Below are 23,348 nucleotides of genomic sequence, written 5' to 3'. Positions count from 1 at the left end.
TGCAGCGCAACGCGCCCCAGTCTATTGAACACCGCCCTCCCCGCACCCGGCCGCTTCGTGGCCTACGGTTGCCTGGCTTTGAGCATGTCGCTCGTCGGCAGCTACGTCGCGCTCTCCAAGCCCCTGGTGGTTGCCTTCCCGGTGCTGCTGCTCGCCTGGCTGCGCTTCGGCATCGCGGCGCTGGCGATGCCGCATTGGCTGCGCCGTCCGAGCGACGAGCCCGCGATGACGGCGCGCACGCGCGGCCTGGTCTTTCTCGAGTCCTTCCTCGGCAATTTCATGTTCTCGATCTGCATGCTGTTCGGCGTGAGCCTGACCAGCGCGGTGTCGGCCGGCGTGATCATGGCGTCGATCCCCGCCGTCGTCGCGCTCACGAGCTGGCTGTTCCTGCGCGAGCGCATCACGCTGCGCATCTGGATCGCGATCGCCTGCGCGGCGCTCGGCATCGGCCTGCTCGCGTTCGCGCCGGCACATGCGCAAGCCCATCCAGGCAGCGGCGCGTCGGCATCGATGCCCTGGCTCGGCAACCTGCTGGTCTTCTGCGCCGTGCTCTGCGAGTCCGCGTACGCGGTGATCGGCAAGTCGCTCACCGGGCGGCTCGGACCCAAGCGCATCTCTTCGCTGATCAACCTCTGGGGCTTCGTGCTTTCGACGCCGCTGGGCATCTGGTTCGCGCTTCGCTTCGATTTCGGCGCGGTGTCGCTCGGCCTCTGGGGCCTCCTGATCGTCTATGCGCTGGCCGCGAGCATCTGGACCGTGTGGCTCTGGATGACCGGCTTGAAGGGGGTGCCCGCCTCGCAGGCCGGCGTGTTCACCGTGATGCTACCTGTCAGCGCGGCCGTCGTCGGCGTGCTCGTTCTCGGCGAGAGCTTGTCGCTGCTGCAGGTCTGTGCGTTCGCGCTTGCGCTGCTCGGCGTGGTGCTCGCGACGTGGCCTTCGCGCCGCCCCTGAGACAGCTCGCGCGTCGCTCAGAGGGAAAACGAGCGCTTCTCTCCTCTGAAAAAACAACAGCTCCCAATGAAAAAAGCGCTTTTTCCCTTGGAAACGCGTTTTTTCTCCTTTAGCATCCGCAATGCCAGTGGAGACACCGCTTTTCATTGGTGAAAGTGTCCAATCCAAAAAAGGAAATCAACCATGGCAACTGCAAAGAAGGCTCCGGCCAAGAAAGCTCCTGCGAAGAAGGCCGCTCCGGCCAAGAAGGCGGCGCCTGCCAAGAAGGCTGCGGCGAAGAAGGCAGCACCCGCTAAGAAGGCCGCTCCCGCCAAGAAGGCTCCTGCGAAGAAGGCAGCTCCCGCAAAGAAGCGCACGCCCAACGCCGCGTTCATGAAGGCCTTGACCCCCAGCCCGGCACTCGCTGCCGTGGTCGGCTCGACGCCTCTGCCGCGCACCGCTGTCGTGAGCAAGCTGTGGGACTACATCAAGAAGAACAACCTTCAAGACAAGGCCAACAAGCGCAACATCAACGCCGATGCCAAGCTGAAGGAAATCTTCGGCAAGCCGCAAGTGTCGATGTTCGAGCTCGCCTCCTTGATCGGCAAGCACGTCAAGTGAGCCTCGGGCGCCATCGGCGCCCGAATGAAAGAAGCCGGCGCAAGCCGGCTTTTTTTCGCCTACGCGGCCGGCCGCGCCTGCGCGGCCTGGGTGATGGACGACAGCGTGCCGCGCGTGGTGATCACCTCGGGGTCCAGCGGAATCTCGATCAGCGTCCCCGTATCGGCCGCCAGCGCGCGCAGCAGCGCCGCTTCGAACTGGCCGGTCTCTGTCACGCGTTCGGCCGCATAGCCGTAGGCGCGGGCCAGCGCGCAGAAGTCCGGATTGCGCAGAGCCGTGCCGCTCACCTTCGTCGGGTACTCGCGCTCCTGGTGCATGCGGATGGTGCCGAACATGCCGTTGTTGAGCAGCACGATGATGCTCTTGCCGCCATGCTGCGAAGCGGTGGCGAGCTCGTGGCCGTTCATCAGGAAGTCGCCGTCGCCGGCAATGGTGAAGGCGATGCGCCCGGTCGCGAGGTTGGCCGCGATGCCTGCAGGCACGCCGTAGCCCATCGCACCGCTGGTCGGCGCGAGCTGCGTCTTGTGGCCCTTCACGAGGCCGTGATAACGAAAGTAGCGATGCACCCAGCCGGCGAAGTTGCCCGCGCCGTTGGTGATGGCTGCGTCCTCGGGCAGGTGCTGCTGCAGCAGGCGAACCACCGCCGCCATGTCGACCGCGCCGCGCGGCGCCTCCGCCGGCAGGCCTGCGAGGGCCTGGGGCTCGAGGTTCGCGAGGTAGTCCGCGTTGGCCTGCGCGGTCCACGCTTCCCACGGCAGTTCGGCCGGCGCGCTCAGCACCTCAAGGCTGCGTGCGGCTGCGCTCATGCCTGCATTGATGGCCAGGTCGGCCTGGTAGACGCGGTTGAGCTCTTCGACGCTCGCATGGATGTGCACCAGCGTCTGCCTTGCCTTCGGCGCTTCGAGCAGCGTATAGCCGCCGGTGGTCATCTCGCCGAGGCGCGGGCCGATCGCGAGGATCAGGTCGCTCTGCTTCACGCGCTCGGCCAGCTTCGGATTGATCGCGATGCCGACGTCGCCGGCATAGAGCGGATGATGGTTGTCGAAGGTGTCCTGGAAGCGGAAGGCATTGGCGACCGGCAGCCGCCAGTTCTCCGCGAAGCGTTGCAGCGCCTGGGCCGCCTGCACAGTCCAGCCGCCGCCGCCGGCGATCACCAGCGGACGCTCGGCCTTCATCAGCAGCTCGCGCAGCGTACGCAAGGCGCCGGGGTCGCTCCAGGGCTGCACGGCCTCCACGCGGGCGAGCGGCCGCGCCGAGGTCATGGTGCGCAGCATGTCTTCGGGCAGCACGAGCACCACCGGCCCGGGACGGCCGTTCATCGCCGTGGCGAAGGCGCGTGCGATGTACTCGGGGATGCGGTTCGCATCGTCGATGCGCTCCACGCGCTTGGCAAAACCCTTGGTGCTGGGACCGAAGAAGCTGCCGTAGTCGACCTCCTGGAAGGCCTCGCGATCGCGGAAGTCGCTGCCGACGTCGCCCACGAAAAGAATCATCGGCGTCGAATCCTGGAAAGCGTTGTGCACGCCGATCGAGGCATTGGTGGCACCAGGACCGCGCGTGACGAAGCAGATGCCCGGCCGGCCCGTGAGCTTGCCGTGCGCCTCGGCCATGAAGGCGGCCCCGCCTTCCTGGCGATTGACGATGAAGCGGATGCGCTCGCCGTAGGCATGGAAGCCGTCGAGCACCGCCAGGAAACTCTCGCCCGGGACGCCGAAGGCCAGTTCCACGCCTTGCTCGACCAGGCACTCGACGATCAAATGGCCTGCGGGTTGCGATGAACTCATGGACGTGATGCCTCTGTTGCAATATCGGTGCGCGGATTATCTGCGTGCGCCGAAATCCCTTGCCTTAATTCACTAACTGGTTAAATTTCGTCCATGAAGGCTCCATCCCCCACGCCCGCCGAACCGCGCTCGCGCGATGCCGATCGCTCGCAACTCGCGATCCTCGCCTCGGCCCGGGACGAGTTCGCGCAGCGCGGCCTCGCCGGTGCGCGCATGGACAGCATCGCGGCGCGCGCCGGGCTCAACAAGCGCCTGATCTACTACTACTTCGGCAGCAAGGACGACCTGTTCCTGGCCGTGCTCGAACGCACCTACACCGATATCCGCGAGGCAGAGCAGATGCTCCACCTCGACGAGATCGAGCCGGTCGAAGCGATCCGCCGATTGATCTCCTTCACTTGGCACTACTACCTCGAGCACCCCGAGTTCATCACGCTTCTCAATAGTGAGAACCTGCACCGCGCGGCGCATCTCAAGCGCTCGGACCGCATCCAGGAAATGAACTCGCCGCTGGTCCAGCTGCTCGACACGGTGCTCGAGCGCGGGCGCCGGGACAACCTCTTTCGCGCCGGCGTCGACCCGGTGCAGCTCTATATCTCCATCGCCTCGCTCTGCTACTTCTACCTCTCGAACAACGACACGCTGTCGGCCGTCTTCGGCCGCGACCTGCGCGCGCCCAAGGCCATGGCGCAGCGGCTGTCGCACATGACCGACCTGGTGCTGGGCTACGTGCTGCGCTGATAGGGGTATCTCCTAGGGTCCGGCCGTTGACGGGCCGGCGAGTGCCTTCCTAGAATCTCTAATTCACTTTTTGGTGAATTGCACACAAGGAGACTCCCCATGCGACCCACCACCCGACGCACCGCCCTCATCGCCGCGCTGGCGCTTTGCACCTCGTTCGGCGCCGCGGCGCAGGGCGCCTATCCCAACAAGCCGATCCGCGTGATCGTGCCCTTCGCGGCCGGCAGCACCACCGACATCATTGCGCGCGCCATCGCCGACAAGATGGGAGCCAGCATGGGCCAGACGCTGGTGATCGACAACCGCGGCGGCGCCAGCGGCACCATCGGCCAGCAGGCCGTGGCGACGGCCGCGCCGGACGGCTACACGATCATGATCCACTCGTCCTCGCACACGGTCAGCCCCTCGACCTTCGCCAAGCTGCCTTTCGACACGGTGGGCGACTTCACCGGCGTGACGCCGATCGCCTCGCTGCCGAACGCGCTGGTGATCTCGCCCTCGAAGAACATCAAGACGCTGAAGGAGCTGATCGCCGCCGCCAAGGCCAAGCCCGGCAGCATCAACTTCGCCTCCGCCGGCCAGGGCAGCGCCACGCACTTGAACGCCGAGAAGTTCAAGCTGGCGGCCAACATCGATGCCACCAACATCCCGTTCAAGGGTTCGGCCGAGGCCGTGACCGAAGTGCTGGCCGGCCGCGTCGACTACTACTTCTCGCCGATCGCGCCCGTCATCGGCCAGATCAAGGATGGCCAGCTGCTCGCGCTGGCCGTGGGCTCGCCCAAGCGCGCGGCGGCGCTGCCCGACGTGCCGACCACGTCCGAGGCCGGCGTGCCCGGCTCCGAGTTCAATTTCTGGATCGGAATGATGGCGCCCGCCAAGACGCCGCGCGAGATCGTGAACCGGCTCCACGACGAGGTCGCGAAGGCGCTCGCCAGCCCGGAAGTCAAGGAACGCTTCCTGAAGCTCGGTGCCGACGCCTGGACGCTCAAGCCCGAGCAGTTCGACGCCTACATCAAGGAAGAAATCGCCAGCAACGCCAAGCTCGTAAAGGCTGCAGGCCTCACGCCGACGCAGTAAGGACCCAAGGAAGGAAACACATACATGGCACAGCAACGACTCGGAATCATCATGCACGGCGTCACCGGACGCATGGGCATGAACCAGCATCTGATTCGCTCCATCGTCGCGATCCGCGCCCAGGGCGGCGTCACGCTCTCCAACGGCGACCGGGTCATGCCCGACCCGATCCTGATCGGCCGCAATGCCGAGAAGATCGAGGCGCTGGCCAAGGCGCACGGCATCCAGCGCTGGGGCACCGATCTCGACCGCGCGCTCGAGAACAGGGACGACTCGATCTTCTTCGATGCCGGCACCACGCAGATGCGCCCCACCTTGCTCGCGAAGGCGATCCGCGCCGGCAAGCATGTCTATTGCGAGAAGCCGATCGCGACCAACCTCAACGAGGCGGTGGAGATCGCACGCCTGGCCGAGGGCTCGGGCCTCAAGCACGGCGCGGTGCAGGACAAGCTTTTCCTGCCCGGCCTGCGCAAGCTCGATATGCTGCGCCGCGCCGGCTTCTTCGGCCGCATGCTGTCGGTGCGCCTGGAGTTCGGCTACTGGGTATTCGAGGGCGACCTGCAGCCGATCCAGCGCCCTTCGTGGAACTACCGCAAGGAAGACGGCGGCGGCATGATCCTGGACATGATGTGCCACTGGCGCTATGTGCTGGACAACCTGTTTGGCGAGGTGCAATCGGTGTCCTGCCTCGGCGCGACGCACATCCCGAAGCGCTGGGACGAGGACGGCAAGCCCTACGAAGCCACCGCCGACGACGCCGCATACGCCACTTGCGAACTTAAGGGACACAACGGCGAGCCGGTGATCGCGCAACTCAACATGAGCTGGGCCACGCGCGTGCGCCGCGACGACCTCGTGACCTTCCATGTCGACGGCACCGACGGCTCTGCCGTCGCCGGGCTCTCGTCGTGCCGGGCGCAATCGCGCGTCGCCACGCCGCGGCCGGTGTGGAACCCGGACGAGAAGCAGAACATGAACTTCTTCGACCAGTGGCAGGAGATTCCCGACTCGCAGGCCTACGACAACGGCTTCAAGATCCAGTGGGAACACTTCATTCGCCACGTGGTGGAGAACGCGCCCTACAAGTGGACGCTGCCCGAAGGCGCCAAGGGCGTGCAGCTGGTCGAGGCTGCGCTCGAATCGTGGAAGGACCGGCGCTGGATCGACGTGCCGGCGCTGAAGATCTGAGGATGGTCCGATGGCTCTCTCCCTGACGCTTCCCACCGCAAGCGGCGCGCTTGCACCCTATACGCTGCGCGGCAGCACGCCCGTCAAGCCGCCCGCGGGCGTCAAGTTCGACCGCATCGCCTACTCGGCCGCGCACGTAGTGGCCGATCCGCTGGCCGCGATCGACCCCTGGCTCGAATGTGCCGTCAACTGGGACGCCACCATCGCCTACCGCCGCCATCTGTGGTCGCTGGGCCTGGGTGTGGCCGAGGCGATGGACACCGCGCAGCGCGGCATGGGCCTGGACTGGCCGACCTCGCTCGAGCTGATTCGCCGCTCGCTCGACGCGGCGAAGGACGTGCCGGGCGCACTGGTCGCCTCCGGCTGCGGCACCGACCACCTGAGCCTGATCGACGTCAAGAACGTCGACGATGTGATCCGCGCCTACGAAGACCAGATGGAAGCCATCGAGGCGCTCGGCGGCAAGCTGATCGTGATGGCCAGCCGCGCGCTGGCCCATGTCGCGAAGAGCCCGGCCGACTACGAGCGCGTGTACGACCGCATCCTCTCGCAGGCGAGGCAGCCGGTGGTGCTGCACTGGCTCGGCGACATGTTCGACCCGGCGCTCGCGGGCTACTGGGGGACGAAGAACATCGACGCCGCGATGGAGACCGCACTCGGCATCATCGCCGCCCATCCGCGCAAGGTCGACGGCATCAAGATCTCGCTGCTCGACAAAGACAAGGAGATCGCGATGCGCCGCCGCCTGCCTTCGGGCGTGCGCATGTACACCGGCGACGACTTCAACTATGCCGAGCTGATCGAGGGCGATGGCCACGGCAGCGAGCCGATGCACGGGCAGAGCGATGCGCTCCTGGGCATCTTCGACGCCATCGCGCCGGCCGCGAGCGCAGCGCTGGGTGAGCTGGCGCAAGGGAACACCGAGCAGTTCCACGCGATCCTCGGCCCCACGGTGCCGCTGTCGCGCCACATCTTCGCGGCGCCCACGCGCTTCTACAAGACCGGCGTGGTGTTCATGGCCTGGCTCAACGGCCATCAGAAGCACTTCGCGATGGTCGGCGGCCAGCAGAGCACGCGCTCGCTGCCGCACTTCGCGGAGCTGTTCCGGCTGGCCGATGCGGCCAATCTGCTGGAGCAGCCGGAACTGGCTGTCACGCGCATGAAAACGCTGCTCGCGATGCACGGCGTGGACGGCTGATCGCACACGCCACACGGGGATCGCCACATGCCATTGCCCGACCGCTTCGAAGACCTCGAACAGCTCGAGGACGTCATGTCGCAGCCTTCCGCGGCGCTCATGCAGACGCTTCAGAAGGTCGACGGCGACATCCTGGTGCTTGGCGTGGGCGGCAAGATGGGCCCGACGCTGGCGCGCATGGCCAAGCGCGCGACGCCCCGACGGCGCGTGATCGGCGTGGCGCGTTTTTCCCAACCCGGCCTGCGCGAACGGCTCGAAAGCCAGGGCATCGACTGCATCGAAGCCGACCTGCTCTCGCGCGAGGCGCTGGCCGCCCTGCCCGACGCGCCGAATGTGGTCTTCATGGCCGGGCGCAAGTTCGGCTCCTCCGGCAGCGAATGGCTGACCTGGGCGATGAACGCCCATGTGCCGGCGCTGGTGGCGGAGCGCTGGCGCAATTCGCGCATCGTGGCCTTCTCGACTGCCTGCGTGTACCCCTTCGCCGACGTGCGCGGACCGGGCGCACGCGAAGACGTGCCGCCGACGCCGCCGCCCGGCGAGTACGCGAACTCCTGCGTCGCGCGCGAGCGGATGTTCCAGCATTTCTCCCACCTGCACGGCACGCCAGGGCGGCTGATCCGGCTTTCGTATGCGATCGACATGCGCTACGGCGTGCTGCACGACCTGGCGCAGAAGCTCATCGCGCGCGAGCCGATCGATCTGACCATGGGCCACGCCAACATCATCTGGCAGGGCGAAGCCAACGACTGGACGCTGCGCGCCCTGGCCCACTGCGACACGCCGACCTCGCCGCTCAACCTGAGCGGGCCGGCCATCTCGATTCGCGAAGCGGCGGAAGGGCTCGCGCAGCGCCTCGGCGTCGAAGCCATCTTCGCCGGCCGCGAGGCCGGCACCGCCTGGTTGATCGACTGCAGCCGCGCCTTCGCATTGTTCGGCCCGCAGCAGGTCTCGCTCGCGCGCATGATGGACTGGGCGGCCGACTGGACGCGACGCGGCATGACGAGCCTCCGCAAGCCCACGCACTTCGAAGCGCGCGACGGCAAGTACTGACCATGCACTACTCCGAGATCCCGCCCGCCTCGTTCGCGCTGCTGAAGCGCGGCGCAGTGATTCCTGCGCACCTGCTCGCACTCGATGCCGACCGCAAGCTCGACGAACGCCGCCAGCGTGCGATGAGCCGCTACTACCTCGACGCCGGCGCCGGCGGCCTGGCGGTGGGCGTGCATTCGACCCAGTTCGCGATCCGCGAGGCGGGCCTCTACGAGCCGGTGCTCGAACTCGCGATGCAGGAAGCGCTCACGTGGGAAACGCTGGACGGCAAGCGCCCGCTCTTCATGGTCGCCGGCCTGGCCGGCTCGACCGCGCAAGCCGCCGCCGAAGCGATCACCGCGCGCGGGCTGGGCTATCACGCCGGCCTGCTGAGCCTGGCCGCGATGAAGGGCGCGGGCGAAGACGCGCTCGTCGACCACTGCCACGCCATCGCCGAGCTCATGCCGCTGGTGGGCTTCTATCTCCAGCCCGCGGTGGGCGGCATCCACCTGCCCGCCAGCTTCTGGCGCCGCTTCGCCGCCATCGACAACGTGGTGGCCATCAAGATGGCGCCCTTCAGCCGCTACCGCACGCTGGACGTGCTGCGCGGCGTGGTCGAGGCCGGCGCCGAGGCGCGCGTCACGCTCTACACCGGCAACGACGACCACATCGTGCTGGACCTGCTCACGCCCTACCGCTTCATGCGCGACGGCAAGGAAGTTCCGGTGCGCATCAAGGGCGGCCTGCTCGGGCACTGGAGCGTGGGCACGCGCCGCGCCGTGCAGCTGCTCGCGCGCATCCACGACATCGCTTCAGCCCCATCGGTGCCCGCGGAGTTGCTGACGCTCGACGCGCAGGTGACCGACTGCAACGCCGCCCTGTTCGACGTCGCCAACGAATTCCGCGGCTGCATCGCCGGCTGCCACGAGGTGCTCAGGCGCCAGGGCCTGCTGGCGGGCACCTGGTGCCTCGACCCGCAGGAAGGCTTGAGCCCGGGCCAGGCGGCCGAGCTCACGCGCGTGCACGACGCCTACCCCGAACTGCACGACGACGGCTTCGTCGCCGAACATCTGGAGCGCTGGCTCGGCTGAGGGCCGCTTCATTTTCAAAGGTTTTCGCATCCCGTTTCCCCAGTCCAACTCATCACCAGGAGACACCATGCAGAAGCGCACCTTGATCCGAAGCATCGCCGTCGCCGCGGCACTCGCCGCGCTCGGCGGGTCTGCCCTGGCCCAGCAGTGGAAGCCCGAGCGGCCCATCACCATCATCGTGCCGTGGGCCGCTGGCGGCTCCACCGACCAGGTGACGCGCGTCACCGCGGCGGAGATCGAAAAGACCTTGGGCCAGAAGGTGGTGATCGTCAACCAGCCCGGCGCCTCCGGCTCCATCGGCAGCAAGAGCGCGCTCGATGCACCCAAGGATGGCTACACCTGGACCGCCGGCGCGGCGCAGGACCTGGGCTCCTACGAAACGCTGGGCATGCTCAAGACCAAGATCGCCGACTGGCACCTGTTCCTCAACGTCGCCAACGTGCAGGTCATCGGCGTGAACGCAGCCGCGCCGTACAAGAACGCCAAGGAGCTGCTGGACGCGATGAAGGCCAAGCCCGGCCAGATCAGCGTGGCCACGGCCGGCGTGACCTCGGCCGGCCACAACGCGATGGAGCTCATCGCGAAGAGCACCGGCGTCAAGTACCGCCATGTGACCTACGACGGCGGCAACCCGGCGGTGGTGGCCACGGTGGCCGGCGAGACCGAGGTCACGACGCAGCTCGCGGTCGAGCAGGCCGACATGATCCGCGGCAAGCGCATCCGCCCGCTGGCCACGGTGAGCGACAAGGCGCTGGAGCTGGAAGGCTTCGGACCCATCGAGCCGCTCTCGAAGACGCTGCCGGGCTTCAAGGCGCCGGCCAACTACTTCGGCATCTTCATTCCCAAGGGCGTGCCCGACGAGGTGGTCAAGACGGTCGAGAAGATCTGGGTCGACAACATTTCCAAGAGCGAGGTGCTGAAAAAATACGCCACCAGCCGGGGCGCCCTCTTCGCGCCGCTCCACGGCGCTGAGGCGCAGACGGCCGTGACGCCGGCGATCCAGGCCAATGCCTGGCTGCTCTTCGACAGCGGCAAGGCCAAAGTCTCGCCCGAGACGCTCGGCATCGCGCGGCCGTGACCACCGATACCGCCCACAGCGCCGGCGCCGAGCGCGCCGCGGCAGAGGCGGAGGCCGCGGCGCACGAGCGCAAGACCTCGCCGCGCGCGGACCTCTGGCAATCCCTGGGCTGGATCGCGCTCGGCATCGCGACCACCATCGGCTCGCTGCGCATGGACCGGCTCGAGCGGCAGGACATCAACCCCTACACCGTGCCGGGCCTGCTGCCGGGCCTGCTCGGCGCGGCAATCGTGTTCTTCGGCCTCTTGATGCTCTACCGCTCATGGCGCCGCCTCGCCAAGGCGCCGCACGTGCCGCACGCGCGCACCGAGGAAGACCGCGCCGAGATGCGCCGCATGTGGACCGTGCTCGCGTTGTGCATCGGCTTCGCGGGCGGCCTGGTCGGCCACGGCCTGCCCTTCTGGCTCGCCGCCGCCATCTTCGTCACCGTCACCATCGGCCTGCTGCAGTTCGCGCAGCGCACGGCAAACAACCAGCGCCTGCGCGGCCTGGCCTTCGCACTGGCCGTGGGCCTCGGCGCCGGCGTCATCATCACGCTCGTGTTCCAGGAATTCTTCCTGGTGCGCCTGCCCTGAGCGCGGGGAACATACATGTTCGAAGGCTTGCAGATGCTGGGGCATTCGTACCTCAGCTTCCTGAACTTCTGGTCCATCACCTACGGCCTGGGCGGGGCGCTGCTGGGCATCCTGGTGGGCTGCATGCCGGGCCTGTCGGCCACGCTGTGCATCGCGCTCCTGACCACGCTCACGATCAAGATGGCGCCCAACGACGCCATCCTGATCCTGATCTGCGCCTACGTCGGCACGCTCTACGGCGGCAGCCGCAGTGCGATCCTGCTCAACATCCCGGGCACCGCGGCCAATGCCGCGTCGTGCGCCGACGGCTATGCGCTCGCGCGCAAGGGCGAGGCCGGCCGTGCGATCGGCATCGCGACCTCGGGCGCCTTCACCGGCACCTTGTTCGGCGTGCTGTGCCTGGCGATGTTCACGCCCGCGCTGGCCGAGATCGCGCTGTCCTTCGGCGCCTTCGAGTTCTTCTGGCTCGCGCTCTTCGGCGTGGCAATGTCGGGCAGCATCGTCGGCGAAGACCCAATCAAGGGCTGGATCATGGGCTGCCTGGGCCTCCTGATCGCGCAGATCGGGCAGGAGGGCCTCTACGCCTACGACCGCTTCACCTTCGGGTGGGACGAGCTCTCCGGCGGCATCGCACTGATCCCGGCATTGATCGGCGCCTTCGGCTTCGCCGAGGTGCTGACCTCGCTGGCCGACCCGATCGAGCGCAAGATCGTCGAGATGAAGGACTCGGTGCTGCCGCGCTTTCGCGAGGTGGTGAAGTACTGGCGCACCGTGATCCGCTCCGGCGTGATCGGCGTGGTGACCGGCATCCTGCCCGGCATCGGCGAGGACTCGGGCGCCTGGATGTCCTACGCGGCCGCCAAGACCGTGAGCCCCGAGCGCGAGCAGTTCGGCAAGGGCTCGATCGACGGCCTGATGGCGGCCGAGACCGGCGACATGTCGGCCATCCCCGGCGGCATCATCCCGGCGCTGGCGCTCGGCATCCCGGGGTCGGCGCCGGCGGCGGTGCTGATGGCGGCGATGATCATCCACGGCATCCAGCCCGGCCCGATGCTGATGATCAAGACGCCGCAGTTCGTCTACGACGTGGTGGCGATGACCACGCTGGCCACCTTCAGCATCCTGATCTTCGGGCTCTTCCTCGTGCGGCCGCTGCTGCACGTGCTGCGCGTGCGGCGTTCGGTGCTGATGCCGGTGATCTTCGTGCTGTGCACGGTGGGCGCCTTCGCGATCGCCTCGCGCCTGTTCGACGTCTACTGCATGCTGGCCATCGGCGTGGGCGCCTTCTTCCTGCGCCGCCGCGGCTACGAGATGGCGCCCTTCGTGCTGGGCCTGGTGCTGGGCGAACTGCTGGACAAGAGCCTGCGACGCGGCCTGGTGCTGTCCGACGGCAGCGTCGCGCCCTTTTTCACGCGGCCCATCTGCGCGGCGCTGGCGGCCGTCACCATCCTCACCATGCTGATGTACATCCCGGCCGTGAACGTTCGCCTGCGCCGCGCCTGGGGCGGCGCCAAGCGCTTCGTGTTTCGCCGCAGCGCCTGAGGTCGGCCATCCATGAAGTTTTCTCTCTGCAACGAGGTCCTGAAGGAGTTGCCCTTCGAGGCGCAGTGCCGCGCCGCGACGGCGCTGGGCTACGACGCGCTGGAGGTGGCGCCTTTCACGCTCGCGGCCGACCCGATGGCCATCGGCGATGCGCAGGCGCGCGCCTTCGGCCGCATGGCGCGAGACCACGGCATCGAGATCAGCGGGCTGCACTGGCTGCTGGTGGCGCCCGCGGGCCTGTCGATCGTGAGCGCCGACGCCGGCTTGCGCCGGAAGACCACCGCCGTCATGCAGCGCCTGGTCGAGCTCTGCGCGCTGATGGGCGGGCGCTACCTGGTGCACGGCTCGCCCAAGCAGCGCTCGGTGCCGCCGAGCGATACGCCTGCGGCGGCGCTCGAACGCGCGCGCGAATGCCTGGCGGCCGCCGCACGGTCCGCGCAGCAATGCGGCGTGGTCTATTGCATCGAGCCGCTGTCCGCCGCCGAGACCGACCTGCTGAACACCGTGGCCCAGGCGGTCGAGCTGGTCCAAGCTATCGCCTCGCCCGCCTTCAAGACCATGATCGATTGCAGTGCCGCAGGCCAGGTCGAGGCCGAAGACGTGCCCGGGCTGATGCGTCGCTGGATGCCCACCGGCCACATCGCCCACGTGCAGGTGAACGACCCGAATCGCCGCGGGCCGGGGCAAGGCGAGATGCGCTTCGCGCCCATCCTCGCGGCGCTGCGCGAGATGCGGCAGGCCGGCCATTACGAGGGCATCGTCGCGGTCGAACCCTTCGACTACGTGCCCGACGGCATGGGCTCGGCCGCGCGCGCCATCGGCTATTTGCGCGGGCTCGAAGAAGCAGCCGGAGTCGGCCGTGGTTGAGGCACCGCGCTTCGTGATCCGCGAGATTGCGCTGTACGAGCGCCCGGTGGTGCTGCGCCTGCCCTTCCGCTTCGGCGTGGTGACGCTGACCGAATGTCCCCAGGCCTTCGCGCGCGTGCGCATCGAGTTCGTCGATGGGCAGAGCGCCTGGGGCGCTGCCGCCGAACTGATGGCGCCCAAGTGGTTCGACAAGGACCTCGCGCTCAGCAACGAGGACAACTTCGACCAGCTGCGCCGCGTCACCGCGCTCGCGCGCGAGGCCTACCTGAGCGACGGCACGCGCGCGAGCGCCTTCGGCCATTTCGCGCGCCACCACGATGCGCACCGCCTGGCGGCCGGGCGGCTCGGCTTCAATCCGCTCCTCGCCAGCTACGGGCCTGCGCTGCTCGACCGCGCTGTGCTCGATGCGCTGTGCCGGGCATTGCAGATGTCCTTCTACGCGGCAGTGCGCAGCAATGCCGCGGGCATCGGTCGGGCACGCCCGGAGTTCGACGGGTTGGAGATGGACGCCTTCCTCGCCAGCCTCGCGCCCGCAGCGCACATCGAGGCACGCCACACCGTCGGCATGCTCGATGCCATCACCGCGGCCGAGCTGAAGGCGCCCGTGGCCGACGGCCTGCCGGAAACGCTCGAGGACGTCGTGCGCGCCTACGGCCACCGCTATTTCAAGCTCAAGGTGGGCGGCGACATCGATGCCGACCTCGCGCGCCTGCGCGCGATCGAAGCCGTGCTGGACCGCATCGGCGATCCCTACTTCGTCTCGCTCGATGGCAACGAGCAATACAGCGATGCGGCCGGCATCGCCGAGCTGATGGCGCGCATGCGCGAGACGCCTGCGCTGGCGCGCCTCTACGCCTCGATCCTGTTCATCGAGCAGCCGATCGTGCGCAAGCTGGCGCTGGAACGCGACCTTCGCGACCTGCGCAGCGCGAGCATCGGCAAGCCGGTGATCATCGACGAGTCCGACGGCGAGCTCGACAGCTTCGTCCGGGCCCGGGCGCGCGGCTATGCCGGCGTGTCATCGAAAACCTGCAAGGGCTTCTACAAGTCGCTGCTCAACGCGGCGCGCTGCGCGGCGTGGAATGCCGAGGCCTCGCAGATCCGCTACTTCATGTCGGCCGAGGACCTGACCACGCAGGCCGGCCTGGCCGTGCAGCAGGACCTGGCCCTGGTCAACCTGCTGGGCATCGCGCACGTGGAGCGCAACGGCCACCACTACGTCAACGGCATGGCCGCATTGCCGGGCGAAGAGCAGCAGGCCTTTCTCGACGCGCACGGCGATCTCTACGAGCGCTCGCACGGTGCGGTGCGCCTGCGCATCGCGAACGGCCGCATCGCCCTCGGCTCGCTGGATTGCCCCGGTTTCGCGAGTTCCGCGATGCCCGAATTCGACGCCATGACGGCGCTCGCCACCTGATTTCCTCACTAACCCTTCGCTTCCAACTTTCCCCATGCGCGATTTCTCTCACGACCACGAATGGCTCTCCATCAATACCGCCACCGTGCGCAAGCAACGCGGCGCCGAAGTGCCGCTCGACCGCATCATCGACCAGTGCGCCGCGCGCGGCATCCGCGCCATCAGCCCCTGGCGCGACCAGGTCGCCGCCGCCGGCATCGACAAGATCGCGAAGCAGCTCAAGGCGCACGGCATCGGCCTCTCAGGCTACTGCCGCGGCGGCTTCTTCCCGGCGCCCGATGCGGCCGGCCTCGCGGCCGCGCTCGAGGACAACCGCCGCGCCATCGACGAAGCCAAGCTGCTGGGTGCGCCCTGCCTCGTGCTGGTGGTCGGCTCGCTTCCCGGCGCGCTCGAGGGCAAGGCGCTCTACAAGGATCTCGCCCGCGCGCGCGCCGAAGTGCACGACGGCATCGCCGCCTCGCTCGACTACGCGCGCGAGGTCGGCCTGCCGCTTGCCATCGAGCCCCTGCACCCGATGCAGGCGGCCGACCGCGCCTGCATCAACACGCTCGAGCACGCCTTGGACCTGTGCGACGAACTCGATCCGCAGCGCTCGGGCATGCTCGGCGTCGCGCTCGACATCTACCACGTGTGGTGGGACCCGAAGCTCGAGCAGCAGATCGCGCGCGCCGGCAAGGAGCGCCTGCTCGCCTACCACGTCTGCGACTGGCTCACGCCCACGCGCGACCTGCTGAGCGACCGCGGAATGATGGGCGACGGCGTGGTCGAGCTCAAGAAGATCCGCGGCTGGGTCGAGGCCGCCGGCTTCGACGGCTTCAGCGAGGTCGAGATCTTCTCGGCGCTCGACTGGTGGCAGCGCCCCGGCGAGGAAGTGCTAGACACCTGCATCGAGCGCCACAGCAGCGCGGTCTAGGCCTGAACAGGCCCTGCTGCACGCGGCGGGCGGTTGTGCTGCAATCCGCCGCATGGCTCCCCCGACCCTCGACGACCTGCGCCGCTATGCCGTGGCGCGCACCCTCTTCAAGGCCACGACGCTCCCGCGCGCGATCCGGCGCCTTGGCTTCGTGCAGGCCGATCCGATCCGCGCGCCGGCGCGCGCGCAGGACCTGACGCTGCGCCACCGCGTCGAGGACTACCGCGCGGGCGATCTCGAAAGCCGGTACGCCAGGCTGGCGATCGACGAAGACTGCCTCGTCAACTACGGCTTCCTGCCGCGCGAGCACCTGGCCCTGATGCATCCGCGCGAGGCCAAGCGCGCATGGGACGCCGAGACCCGCCGCAAGGCGGCCGAGGTGCTGGCCTTCGTGCGCGAGCACGGGCAAGTGCATCCGCGCCAGGTCGAACAGCATTTCGCGCATGGACGCGTGAAGAACTACTGGGGCGGCTCGAGCAACGCCACAACCCACCTGCTCGATGGCATGCACTACCGCGGCATGCTGCGCGTGGCGCGGCGCGACAGCGGTACCCGCGTCTACGAAGCGGCAGCCCACGCGCCCGGCGACGACAGCCCCGCCGGCCGGGCACAGCGCGCCGCCGCGCTGATCGATCTCGTGGTGCGCAAGTACGCGCCGCTGCCGGGCGCGAGCCTCACCTACCTCGTTCGCCTGCTGGGCTACGGCGCCCCGCACCTGTCGGCGCACACCCAGGCGGCCTTGCGCGAAGCGCGCGAAACGCTCGCCAGCTGCCGCATCGAAGGCACCACCTGGTACTGGCCGGCCGACGAGAACCCCGCCTCGCGCCGCCACGCCCCCGACGAGGCGGTGCGCCTGCTCGCGCCCTTCGATCCGGTGGTGTGGGACCGCCGCCGCTTCGTGCTGCTGTGGGGCTGGACATACAAGTTCGAGGCCTACACGCCGCCTGAGAAACGCCAGTTCGGCTACTACGCGCTGCCCCTGCTGCGGCACGACCGCGTGATCGGCTGGGCCAACGTCACGGCGCGCGAAGGCCGGCTGCAGCCGGCCTTCGGCTACGCCGGCGCGAAGCCGCGCGATGCGGCCTTTCGCGCGGCGCTCGACGATGAGCTGCAACGCATGACCGAATTCCTGGCCCGGAGGCCAGCGCTCAAGCCTCGACGGCCAGCTTCAGCCGCATGAGTGCCTGATCCCACTGCCGGGCGATGGCATCGAGCGAGCGTCGGCCTTCTTCCAGCCGCGCCCGCTCCAGCTCCCACAGCCGCTCGCGGCCGACCTTCAGGTCATGCACCAGGCCCGCGCCGGCCAGCACCTGCAGGTGCTTGGTGACTGCCTGCCGCGTGATCTCGGTGCCGGCGGTGAGCTGAGCGATCGACATCGCGCCGCCGGCGCACAGCACGGTGACCAGGCGCAGGCGCGTCTCGTCACCCAGCGCCGCGAAGATCGACGCCGAACTCCTGAGCGCCGGCTTCTTCAGCGGCGAGCGCTTCGCAGGCACGCTAGGGCGTGGCGACATGCTTCTCGATGTTCTTCATCTGCTCGTCCCAGCCGCCGCTGTTCATGCGGAAAGCTTCCATCCGGCGTTCCGGCGGGATCTTGTCGAAGCCGGATTCGACCAGCGTCAGCAGGGTGCCGCCCTCGACGTCGGTCAGCTCGAACTGGACCAGCGTAGTCGGCTCCTTCGAGTAGTCGACAGCGGGGTCGATCGCCGCGGGATGCCAGCGCAGGGCCAGCAGGCGCTCCGGCTCGATGCGCTCGACCAGCACATCGAAGACCAGATGTTCGTAACCCGGATAGGTGATGTTCCCGCGCGCGTGCTGGCCGGCGACGAAGGCTTGGCCCTTCAGCGCCACGCCGAACCATACGCCGAACTCCTCGGCATTCGACAGCGCGCGCCAGACTCGCGAGCGCGGCGCCTTGAGCAGGATCCTTCTTTCGATACGGTCCGTGGATGCGTTCATATGCAACCTCCTGGCTGCATATTAGGCAGTGCCAACGCCAAACGCAACCATTTCATTGCATTTCCAGCGAAGGCCCCGCGCCGCGCGAGGTCTGGCGCACGCGCGACAACATGCTCGCCGGGCCGCTCCTAGAATCGCCGGGCCGCCGCACGAAAGCGCGTCGGCAAAGCGTTCTCAGGGCGGGGTGAAATTCCCCACCGGCGGTGATGGCGACACGTTCGCACGAGCCCGCGAGCGCCTGCGGCGCGCCATGCGCCGCAGGGTCAGCAGACCTGGTGAGATCCCGGGGCCGACGGTTCAGGGCTTGTGTTGCCGTCAGTGGCGCAGGCGGTCGTCGTGTTGGGATGCAGTGCGAGGCGCCGGACGCGCCGTGTGGCCACGCCACACAAGCGTTTGGCAACGACGCAAAGCGCCCAAGTACGGCGAACCGCGTGCGCCAATGGCGGCAAGACAAGACCTCACAGTCCGGATGAAAGAGAGCGCGACCCGTTGCCGGGCAGGCGCGTTCGCGCGCGTGCCCCGGCCTCGGGCTCGTGCGCCCTGATTCAGGCAATCCTTGTTCAAGAGGCAAACCATGAGTCAGATCAACGACCTTCCCCTTTCCGCCGTCGCGCAGTCGGATGCACCACGCGGCCAGCGCATCGCCTTCGTGCAGGCGCAATGGCATTCGGACATCGTCCACCAGGCGCGCGACGCCTTCCTCGAAGAGATGCAACGCCAGGGCGTGCCGCAGGACCGCATCGACATCTTCGACGTCCCCGGCGCCTTCGAGATTCCGCTGCATGCGAAGCGGCTCGCTAGCTCGGGGCGCTATGCTGCCATCGTCGGCTGCGCGCTGGTGGTCGACGGCGGCATCTACCGCCACGAGTTCGTCGCCGGCACGGTGGTGCAGTCGCTGATGCAGGTGCAGCTCGAGACCGACGTGCCGGTCTTCTCGGCCGTGCTCACGCCGCACCACTTCCACGAACACATCGAGCACCGCAAGTACTTCCACCGCCACTTCGCGGTCAAGGGCACGGAAGTGGCCGAGGCCTGCGTGAAGACCCTGGAGGGATTGCGGCGGATCGACGCGCCGCTCGCCGCCTGAGCTAGGCTGTCGCGATGAATGCCGTCGCCAAGCCCTACACCCTCTACGGCGCGCCCGGTTCCGGCGCGACGCCGGTGCATGCCGCGCTCACGCTCATCGGCGCCCCCTGCACCATCGTCGACGTCGCGCCCTGGAAGAGCGACGCTGAACGCAACAAGCTGCTGCCCGTCAACGCGATGCGGCAAGCGCCCGTGCTGGCGCTGCCTTCGGGCGAGCTCATGACCGAAAGCGCCGCGATCCTGGTCTGGCTCGGCGAGCGCCATCCCGAGGCGGGCCTTGCGCCTGCCGTCGACGATCCACGGCGCGCGCAGTACCTGCGCTGGATGAGCTTCGTCTCCGCCGCGATCTATTCCTTGTTCTGGGTGCGCGATGTGCCCTCGCGCCTCGCCGCCGACGCGGCGGCCGAAAAAGTGATCCTCGAGCGCACGGAAGAACGCATCGCGGAATGCTGGCGCCTCATGGATGCGAAGATGCCGCGCGGCACGCCCTACCTGCTGGGCGACGCCATCGGCATGCTCGATCTCTACGTGACGGTGGTCTCGCGCTGGACGCCGCGGCGCCTGCGCTTCTATCGCGAGGCGCCACGCATGGCCGAGGTGGTTCGCCGCGTCGATGCCGAGCCGCGCCTGGCCGAATTCTGGGCCGCGCGCTATCCCTTCACGCCCGGCTGGGAGGCCGTGGAGGCCTGAGCCCCCCGTGGGGTCATCCAAGGGTTTGCGCTGACAAGATCGGCGTCAAACCCTGTTCCCAAGTCCTGTAAGGATTGCGTAAGATTCGCGCCCACGCCAACCAGGATCCACATGCTCGACATCGATTTGCCCGTGCCTGCTGCGGCGGTTCGCAGCCTTCTTGCCAACCACGGGATCGTCCCGGCGCTGGCCTTGCTCAACGACCGGACGCTCTATCGGTTCACGGCGATCTACAAGCTGAGCGGCGAGGTGATGCATGCGGCGCACGCTTTCGACCGCATTTCCGAATACCGCACCTGGCTCAAGGTGGTGCCGCTCGGCAGGAGCTTCTGCCAGTATGCGATCGAGCACGGCGAGTTCGTGACCAGCCATGCCTCCGTCGACCAGCGCCTGACGAACCGCCCCTACGCCGGCTTCGTCGAGTCCTACTATGGCCAGTTGCTGACGCGCGCCGACGGCACGCCCTATGGCACCTTCATCCATTTCGATCTCGAGCCGCGCAGCATTCAGGCGGAAGAAATCGCCTTCCTGCGCGAGGTGATCCCGCAGTTCACCGATTACCTGGAATGAACTAGCCGGTCCGCGCCAGCAGCACCGGCAGCGAGGACGCCAGCAGCGCCACGCCCGACAGCGTGAGCAGTCCCAGCACGACCTTGCGGAAGCTCGCCTCGCTGATCCCGATGTAGAGCCGCGCGCCCAGCAGCACCGGTACCAGCACCGCGACTGCAACGATGCCGAGGAAGGGCAGCGTCCGGACGCCGACCAGGCCCGCGCCCAGATAGAACGAGAAGGCCACCACCAGCATCGAGAGATTGAAGTTCTGGATCACGGCCCGCTGCACGTCCTTCTCGAGGCCGCGCAGCGTGCACCAGAGCGTGGGAATTGCGCCGGTGAAGCCGCCGAGGCCGCCGCAGACGCCGCCGATCAATCCGATCACCGCATCGGCCGGCCGGCCGCCTGCGCTGACGCGCGGCAGATTGCGCGCCATCAGCATGGCCGGGCACCAGAGCACCAGCAGGCCGCCAAGGCAGGCCTTGAACAGCGGCACGTCGAGCCGCGGCAACAGCCAGACGCCGAGCGGCACGCCGACGAGGCCGCCGAGGACGAAGGGCAGCAACAACGCCCAGTCGAAGCCGCGGCGCACCGTGACGGCCGCGATCACCTGGCCGGTGAGCGCGCCGAAGGTCGCGAGCACCGCGGCCAGCTTCGGGTCCACCGTCCAGGCCCAGAAGGACATCGCGACCAGCCCGAAGGCGAAGCCCGACAGGCCCTGCACGAAGCCGGCCACGACGGCGCCGAGCGCGACGATCAGATAGAGAGACAAGGGAATCGGCCGACCCAGGGCGAAGACACGCGGTGCCGAGCGTGGGGCCTCGTCATGCAGAGGCAGGAACCAGAGCCTCGCGCCGCACCCGCCGCACGTTGAACGCACTGGCGATCAGCACCGCCTGCACCACCGCCAGGCCGACGATCACGCTCGTGTACTGGCCATGGTCCATCAAGCGGCCGAAGATCAGAGGCGCCACCGCCTGGCCGATGTCCAGGCCCGCATAGACCACGCCGTAGACCCGGCCGGTCGCATTGGCCGGCGTCGAACGCTTGACCAGCAGGTCGCGCGAAGGCCCCGCGATACCGGAGGCGAAGCCCATCGCGCCGAACATCACCGGCACCACGATGGGCGGGAAGTCGGCCAGCGCGAGCACCAGCGCCAGCACCGCGGCCATGCCGAAGGCGGCGCCCACCACACGCTCGCAGCGCGAGGGGTCGGACGCCAGGAAGCCGCCCACCACCATGCCGGCCGCGCTGGCCACCATGTAGATCGTGAGACACACCGCGATCAGCGCCACCGGCACCGCGTGCAGATGGCCGGCCGCGGCCGGCGCGAAGGTCTGCACCACGCTCAGCGCCATCGCATAGAAGAAGAAAAAGCCGAAGCACATCCACACCGCCGGGATCCTGAGGAAGGCGAACTCGCCGCCCGCGGCCGTGTCCGAGCCGGTCGCCTTGTGCACCGCCTTCACGTCGAGCGCGAGCACGCTGCGGTTCCACCACAACACCGCCAGCACCACCAGCGCCAGCGCGCCGGCGGACGCCAGCGCCACGCGCCACGAGAACGCGATGGCCAGCGGCACCACGAAGGCCGGCGCCACCGCCCAGCCCAGGCTGCCGGTGATGCCGTGCACGCTGTAGGCATGGCCCAAGCGCGTGGGCGCCACCTTGCGATTGAACAGCGTGTAGTCGACCGGATGGAACACGCCGTTGCCGACGCCCGCGACCACCGCGCTGGCGAGCAGCATCCAGTAGCTCTGCGCCAGCGCATAGCCAAAAGCCGCGAGGGCCAGCAACCCGAGCCCCACGAACAGCACCGGCCGCGGACCCAGCTTGTCGACCAGGAAGCCGGAGGCCGCCTGCACCACGCAAGAGACGACGAAGAACACGGTCAGTACCGCGCCGAGCTCGGTGTAGCTCACTGCGAAGGCGTCCTTCAGCCACGGAAACAGCGGCGGCAGCACGAGCTGGGCGAAATGGCTGATGGCATGCGCCAAGCCGACCAGGCCGATCAGCTTGGCGTCGGAGCGCAGGGTGGGCGTGGCGGCGGAAGCGGGGGATGAAGACATGAATTGCAACAAGAAACCGGAGCGGGCACCGATCGTATTCCCGGAGGTGGCGGCAGAATGCCGATACAGAGACAACATTTGTCGAAATCATGCCGCCTCTTGCCGCCACGCCGATCTACAGCGTCGCCTCGCTCACGCCCCACCTCTATGCGCCCGACGCGCTGCGCCCGCTGCGCGCCAAGGAACACTTTCTCAAGGCCGACACCTTCGTCGAGCTGCACTCCCACCCGTGGCCGCAGCTGACCTTCTCGACGCGCGGCGTGATCCGCCTCAGCACCGAGGACGGCAGCTACATCGTGCCGCCCTCGCGCGCACTCTGGGTGCCGGCCGACATGCCGCACAGCGTCACGCTGATCGAGGACGCCGAGCTGCGCACCGTCTACCTGCACAGCTGGCTCGGGCCCGCCTGGGAGAAATGCGAGGTGCTTGAGATCAGCCCCTTGCTGCGTGCGCTGATGCTCGCGCTCGACACCACGCCCGACGGCCTGCCGCCGGCCGACCCGCATGCGGCGCAGCGCGAGCGCTGGATCGCGCCGCTTCTGGTCGACGAGCTCGAGCGCGCGACGCAGATCCGCATCGACGTGCCGCTGCCGGCCGACAAGCGCCTGCGCCAGCTGTGCGAGACGCTGCTGCGCAACCCGGCCAGCCGCGCCACGCTGGCCGAACGCGCCGAAGCCATCGGCGCCAGCGAGCGCACCGTGGCACGGCTGTTCCGCGACCAGCTCGGCATGAGCTGGCAGCAATGGCGCCAGCAGGCCGTGCTCGCGCATGCGCTTCCCCTGCTCGCGCGCGGCATGGCCGTGAGCCAGGTGGCGTCGGCGAGCGGCTACGCGACCGACAGCGCCTTCTGCGCGATGTTCAAGGCCGCGACGGGGAAATCGCCAACGGCGTTCCAGCACAAGAAGAAGTAGCTGTCCGCGGGCACGGGGTCGTGCTTTCGTATC

The 23,348-nt window shown here is 68.3% G+C and carries 24 protein-coding genes; 19 read left to right on the top strand and 5 right to left on the bottom strand.

What is annotated here, in order from left to right; genetic code table 11:
- Positions 1 to 24 precede the first annotated feature (24 nt).
- Positions 25 to 951: a DMT family transporter gene (locus AC3A6B_RS28490; protein ID WP_487840000.1), complete on the top strand. Its 927-nt coding sequence runs from the start codon at positions 25 to 27 to the stop codon at positions 949 to 951.
- Positions 952 to 1,134: 183 nt separating this feature from the next.
- Positions 1,135 to 1,551 (top strand): SWIB/MDM2 domain-containing protein, encoded by a 417-nt coding sequence (locus tag AC3A6B_RS28485; RefSeq protein ID WP_126836540.1) that lies wholly within the window; start codon positions 1,135 to 1,137, stop codon positions 1,549 to 1,551.
- 59 nt (positions 1,552 to 1,610) lie between these two features.
- Here the strand turns inward: AC3A6B_RS28485 and AC3A6B_RS28480 are convergent, their stop codons facing one another.
- A complete protein-coding gene (locus AC3A6B_RS28480) occupies positions 1,611 to 3,335 on the bottom strand; it encodes a thiamine pyrophosphate-binding protein (RefSeq protein ID WP_487839999.1) in 1,725 nt (574 codons plus the stop codon).
- A 93-nt stretch (positions 3,336 to 3,428) separates the two neighbouring features.
- Between AC3A6B_RS28480 and AC3A6B_RS28475 the strand changes: the two genes are divergently transcribed.
- From AC3A6B_RS28475 to AC3A6B_RS28415, 13 genes are all read left to right on the top strand, one after another.
- A complete protein-coding gene (locus tag AC3A6B_RS28475) occupies positions 3,429 to 4,076 on the top strand; it encodes a TetR/AcrR family transcriptional regulator (protein WP_487839998.1) in 648 nt (215 codons plus the stop codon).
- Between the two features lie 99 nt (positions 4,077 to 4,175).
- Positions 4,176 to 5,153, top strand: coding sequence for a tripartite tricarboxylate transporter substrate binding protein (locus AC3A6B_RS28470; RefSeq protein ID WP_487839997.1), 978 nt, complete (start codon positions 4,176 to 4,178; stop codon positions 5,151 to 5,153).
- Between the two features lie 24 nt (positions 5,154 to 5,177).
- Positions 5,178 to 6,341: a Gfo/Idh/MocA family protein gene (locus AC3A6B_RS28465; RefSeq protein ID WP_487839996.1), complete on the top strand. Its 1,164-nt coding sequence runs from the start codon at positions 5,178 to 5,180 to the stop codon at positions 6,339 to 6,341.
- 10 nt (positions 6,342 to 6,351) lie between these two features.
- Positions 6,352 to 7,539 (top strand): dihydrodipicolinate synthase family protein, encoded by a 1,188-nt coding sequence (locus AC3A6B_RS28460; RefSeq protein WP_487839995.1) that lies wholly within the window; start codon positions 6,352 to 6,354, stop codon positions 7,537 to 7,539.
- 27 nt (positions 7,540 to 7,566) lie between these two features.
- Complete coding sequence (locus tag AC3A6B_RS28455) at positions 7,567 to 8,589, top strand: NAD-dependent epimerase/dehydratase family protein (protein ID WP_487839994.1); 1,023 nt, start codon at positions 7,567 to 7,569, stop codon at positions 8,587 to 8,589.
- Between the two features lie 2 nt (positions 8,590 to 8,591).
- Positions 8,592 to 9,659 carry a dihydrodipicolinate synthase family protein gene (locus AC3A6B_RS28450; protein WP_487839993.1) on the top strand — a complete coding sequence of 356 codons (1,068 nt, stop codon included), beginning with the start codon at positions 8,592 to 8,594 and terminating at the stop codon, positions 9,657 to 9,659.
- Positions 9,660 to 9,726: 67 nt separating this feature from the next.
- Positions 9,727 to 10,737, top strand: a complete 1,011-nt coding sequence (locus tag AC3A6B_RS28445) for a Bug family tripartite tricarboxylate transporter substrate binding protein (protein WP_487839992.1) — start codon at positions 9,727 to 9,729, stop codon at positions 10,735 to 10,737.
- The gene (locus tag AC3A6B_RS28440) at positions 10,734 to 11,312 is read left to right on the top strand and encodes a tripartite tricarboxylate transporter TctB family protein (RefSeq protein ID WP_487839991.1); all 579 of its coding nucleotides are present in this window, start codon (positions 10,734 to 10,736) and stop codon (positions 11,310 to 11,312) included. The genes AC3A6B_RS28445 and AC3A6B_RS28440 overlap by 4 nt, the downstream gene beginning before the upstream one ends.
- A gap of 15 nt (positions 11,313 to 11,327) precedes the next feature.
- Positions 11,328 to 12,854 (top strand): tripartite tricarboxylate transporter permease, encoded by a 1,527-nt coding sequence (locus AC3A6B_RS28435; protein WP_487839990.1) that lies wholly within the window; start codon positions 11,328 to 11,330, stop codon positions 12,852 to 12,854.
- Positions 12,855 to 12,866: 12 nt separating this feature from the next.
- Positions 12,867 to 13,721, top strand: coding sequence for a sugar phosphate isomerase/epimerase family protein (locus AC3A6B_RS28430; protein ID WP_487839989.1), 855 nt, complete (start codon positions 12,867 to 12,869; stop codon positions 13,719 to 13,721).
- A complete protein-coding gene (locus tag AC3A6B_RS28425; RefSeq protein WP_487839988.1) occupies positions 13,714 to 15,138 on the top strand; it encodes an enolase C-terminal domain-like protein in 1,425 nt (474 codons plus the stop codon). The genes AC3A6B_RS28430 and AC3A6B_RS28425 overlap by 8 nt, the downstream gene beginning before the upstream one ends.
- A gap of 34 nt (positions 15,139 to 15,172) precedes the next feature.
- Complete coding sequence (locus tag AC3A6B_RS28420; protein ID WP_487839987.1) at positions 15,173 to 16,051, top strand: sugar phosphate isomerase/epimerase family protein; 879 nt, start codon at positions 15,173 to 15,175, stop codon at positions 16,049 to 16,051.
- Positions 16,052 to 16,103: 52 nt separating this feature from the next.
- Entirely contained in the window at positions 16,104 to 17,231 is a 1,128-nt protein-coding gene (locus AC3A6B_RS28415) for a DNA glycosylase AlkZ-like family protein (protein ID WP_487839986.1), read from the top strand.
- On the opposite strand, the gene AC3A6B_RS28410 is transcribed toward AC3A6B_RS28415, so the two are convergent.
- A complete protein-coding gene (locus tag AC3A6B_RS28410) occupies positions 17,200 to 17,565 on the bottom strand; it encodes an ArsR/SmtB family transcription factor (protein WP_487839985.1) in 366 nt (121 codons plus the stop codon). The two genes, AC3A6B_RS28415 and AC3A6B_RS28410, sit on opposite strands and share 32 nt — an antisense overlap.
- Positions 17,549 to 18,010: an SRPBCC family protein gene (locus tag AC3A6B_RS28405; protein WP_487839984.1), complete on the bottom strand. Its 462-nt coding sequence runs from the start codon at positions 18,008 to 18,010 to the stop codon at positions 17,549 to 17,551. The genes AC3A6B_RS28410 and AC3A6B_RS28405 overlap by 17 nt, the downstream gene beginning before the upstream one ends.
- 574 nt (positions 18,011 to 18,584) lie before the next feature.
- On the opposite strand from AC3A6B_RS28405, the gene AC3A6B_RS28400 reads away from it, so the two are divergent.
- The 3 genes from AC3A6B_RS28400 to AC3A6B_RS28390 all read left to right on the top strand — a co-directional run bounded on the left by AC3A6B_RS28400 (position 18,585) and on the right by AC3A6B_RS28390 (position 20,356).
- A complete protein-coding gene (locus AC3A6B_RS28400; protein WP_487839983.1) occupies positions 18,585 to 19,097 on the top strand; it encodes a 6,7-dimethyl-8-ribityllumazine synthase in 513 nt (170 codons plus the stop codon).
- Positions 19,098 to 19,111: 14 nt separating this feature from the next.
- On the top strand, positions 19,112 to 19,786 hold the full coding sequence (locus AC3A6B_RS28395) for a glutathione S-transferase family protein (RefSeq protein WP_487839982.1): 675 nt from the start codon (positions 19,112 to 19,114) through the stop codon (positions 19,784 to 19,786).
- A 111-nt stretch (positions 19,787 to 19,897) separates the two neighbouring features.
- Entirely contained in the window at positions 19,898 to 20,356 is a 459-nt protein-coding gene (locus AC3A6B_RS28390; protein ID WP_487839981.1) for a hypothetical protein, read from the top strand.
- 1 nt (position 20,357) lies between these two features.
- Here the strand turns inward: AC3A6B_RS28390 and AC3A6B_RS28385 are convergent, their stop codons facing one another.
- Both AC3A6B_RS28385 and AC3A6B_RS28380 read right to left on the bottom strand, forming a co-directional pair.
- Positions 20,358 to 21,110 (bottom strand): sulfite exporter TauE/SafE family protein, encoded by a 753-nt coding sequence (locus tag AC3A6B_RS28385; protein ID WP_487839980.1) that lies wholly within the window; start codon positions 21,108 to 21,110, stop codon positions 20,358 to 20,360.
- Between the two features lie 52 nt (positions 21,111 to 21,162).
- Positions 21,163 to 22,404: an MFS transporter gene (locus tag AC3A6B_RS28380; protein ID WP_487839979.1), complete on the bottom strand. Its 1,242-nt coding sequence runs from the start codon at positions 22,402 to 22,404 to the stop codon at positions 21,163 to 21,165.
- An 89-nt stretch (positions 22,405 to 22,493) separates the two neighbouring features.
- On the opposite strand from AC3A6B_RS28380, the gene AC3A6B_RS28375 reads away from it, so the two are divergent.
- Entirely contained in the window at positions 22,494 to 23,315 is an 822-nt protein-coding gene (locus AC3A6B_RS28375; protein ID WP_126836518.1) for an AraC family transcriptional regulator, read from the top strand.
- Positions 23,316 to 23,348 lie beyond the last annotated feature (33 nt).

The sequence above is a fragment of the Variovorax sp. Soil_C_33 genome (assembly GCF_057656935.1).
This window is presented reverse-complemented; position numbering and strand designations above follow the sequence as displayed.

Bases quoted from the DNA above. Each gene is read 5' to 3' on its own strand.
- AC3A6B_RS28485 (WP_126836540.1), top strand. From the start codon at position 1,135: ATGGCAACTGCAAAGAAGGCTCCGGCCAAGAAAGCTCCTGCGAAGAAG.
- AC3A6B_RS28480 (WP_487839999.1), bottom strand. From the start codon at position 3,335: ATGAGTTCATCGCAACCCGCAGGCCATTTGATCGTCGAGTGCCTGGTC.
- AC3A6B_RS28475 (WP_487839998.1), top strand. From the start codon at position 3,429: ATGAAGGCTCCATCCCCCACGCCCGCCGAACCGCGCTCGCGCGATGCC.
- AC3A6B_RS28470 (WP_487839997.1), top strand. From the start codon at position 4,176: ATGCGACCCACCACCCGACGCACCGCCCTCATCGCCGCGCTGGCGCTT.
- AC3A6B_RS28465 (WP_487839996.1), top strand. From the start codon at position 5,178: ATGGCACAGCAACGACTCGGAATCATCATGCACGGCGTCACCGGACGC.
- AC3A6B_RS28460 (WP_487839995.1), top strand. From the start codon at position 6,352: ATGGCTCTCTCCCTGACGCTTCCCACCGCAAGCGGCGCGCTTGCACCC.
- AC3A6B_RS28455 (WP_487839994.1), top strand. From the start codon at position 7,567: ATGCCATTGCCCGACCGCTTCGAAGACCTCGAACAGCTCGAGGACGTC.
- AC3A6B_RS28450 (WP_487839993.1), top strand. From the start codon at position 8,592: ATGCACTACTCCGAGATCCCGCCCGCCTCGTTCGCGCTGCTGAAGCGC.
- AC3A6B_RS28445 (WP_487839992.1), top strand. From the start codon at position 9,727: ATGCAGAAGCGCACCTTGATCCGAAGCATCGCCGTCGCCGCGGCACTC.
- AC3A6B_RS28435 (WP_487839990.1), top strand. From the start codon at position 11,328: ATGTTCGAAGGCTTGCAGATGCTGGGGCATTCGTACCTCAGCTTCCTG.
- AC3A6B_RS28430 (WP_487839989.1), top strand. From the start codon at position 12,867: ATGAAGTTTTCTCTCTGCAACGAGGTCCTGAAGGAGTTGCCCTTCGAG.
- AC3A6B_RS28420 (WP_487839987.1), top strand. From the start codon at position 15,173: ATGCGCGATTTCTCTCACGACCACGAATGGCTCTCCATCAATACCGCC.
- AC3A6B_RS28415 (WP_487839986.1), top strand. From the start codon at position 16,104: ATGGCTCCCCCGACCCTCGACGACCTGCGCCGCTATGCCGTGGCGCGC.
- AC3A6B_RS28410 (WP_487839985.1), bottom strand. From the start codon at position 17,565: ATGTCGCCACGCCCTAGCGTGCCTGCGAAGCGCTCGCCGCTGAAGAAG.
- AC3A6B_RS28405 (WP_487839984.1), bottom strand. From the start codon at position 18,010: ATGAACGCATCCACGGACCGTATCGAAAGAAGGATCCTGCTCAAGGCG.
- AC3A6B_RS28400 (WP_487839983.1), top strand. From the start codon at position 18,585: ATGAGTCAGATCAACGACCTTCCCCTTTCCGCCGTCGCGCAGTCGGAT.
- AC3A6B_RS28395 (WP_487839982.1), top strand. From the start codon at position 19,112: ATGAATGCCGTCGCCAAGCCCTACACCCTCTACGGCGCGCCCGGTTCC.
- AC3A6B_RS28390 (WP_487839981.1), top strand. From the start codon at position 19,898: ATGCTCGACATCGATTTGCCCGTGCCTGCTGCGGCGGTTCGCAGCCTT.
- AC3A6B_RS28380 (WP_487839979.1), bottom strand. From the start codon at position 22,404: ATGTCTTCATCCCCCGCTTCCGCCGCCACGCCCACCCTGCGCTCCGAC.
- AC3A6B_RS28375 (WP_126836518.1), top strand. From the start codon at position 22,494: ATGCCGCCTCTTGCCGCCACGCCGATCTACAGCGTCGCCTCGCTCACG.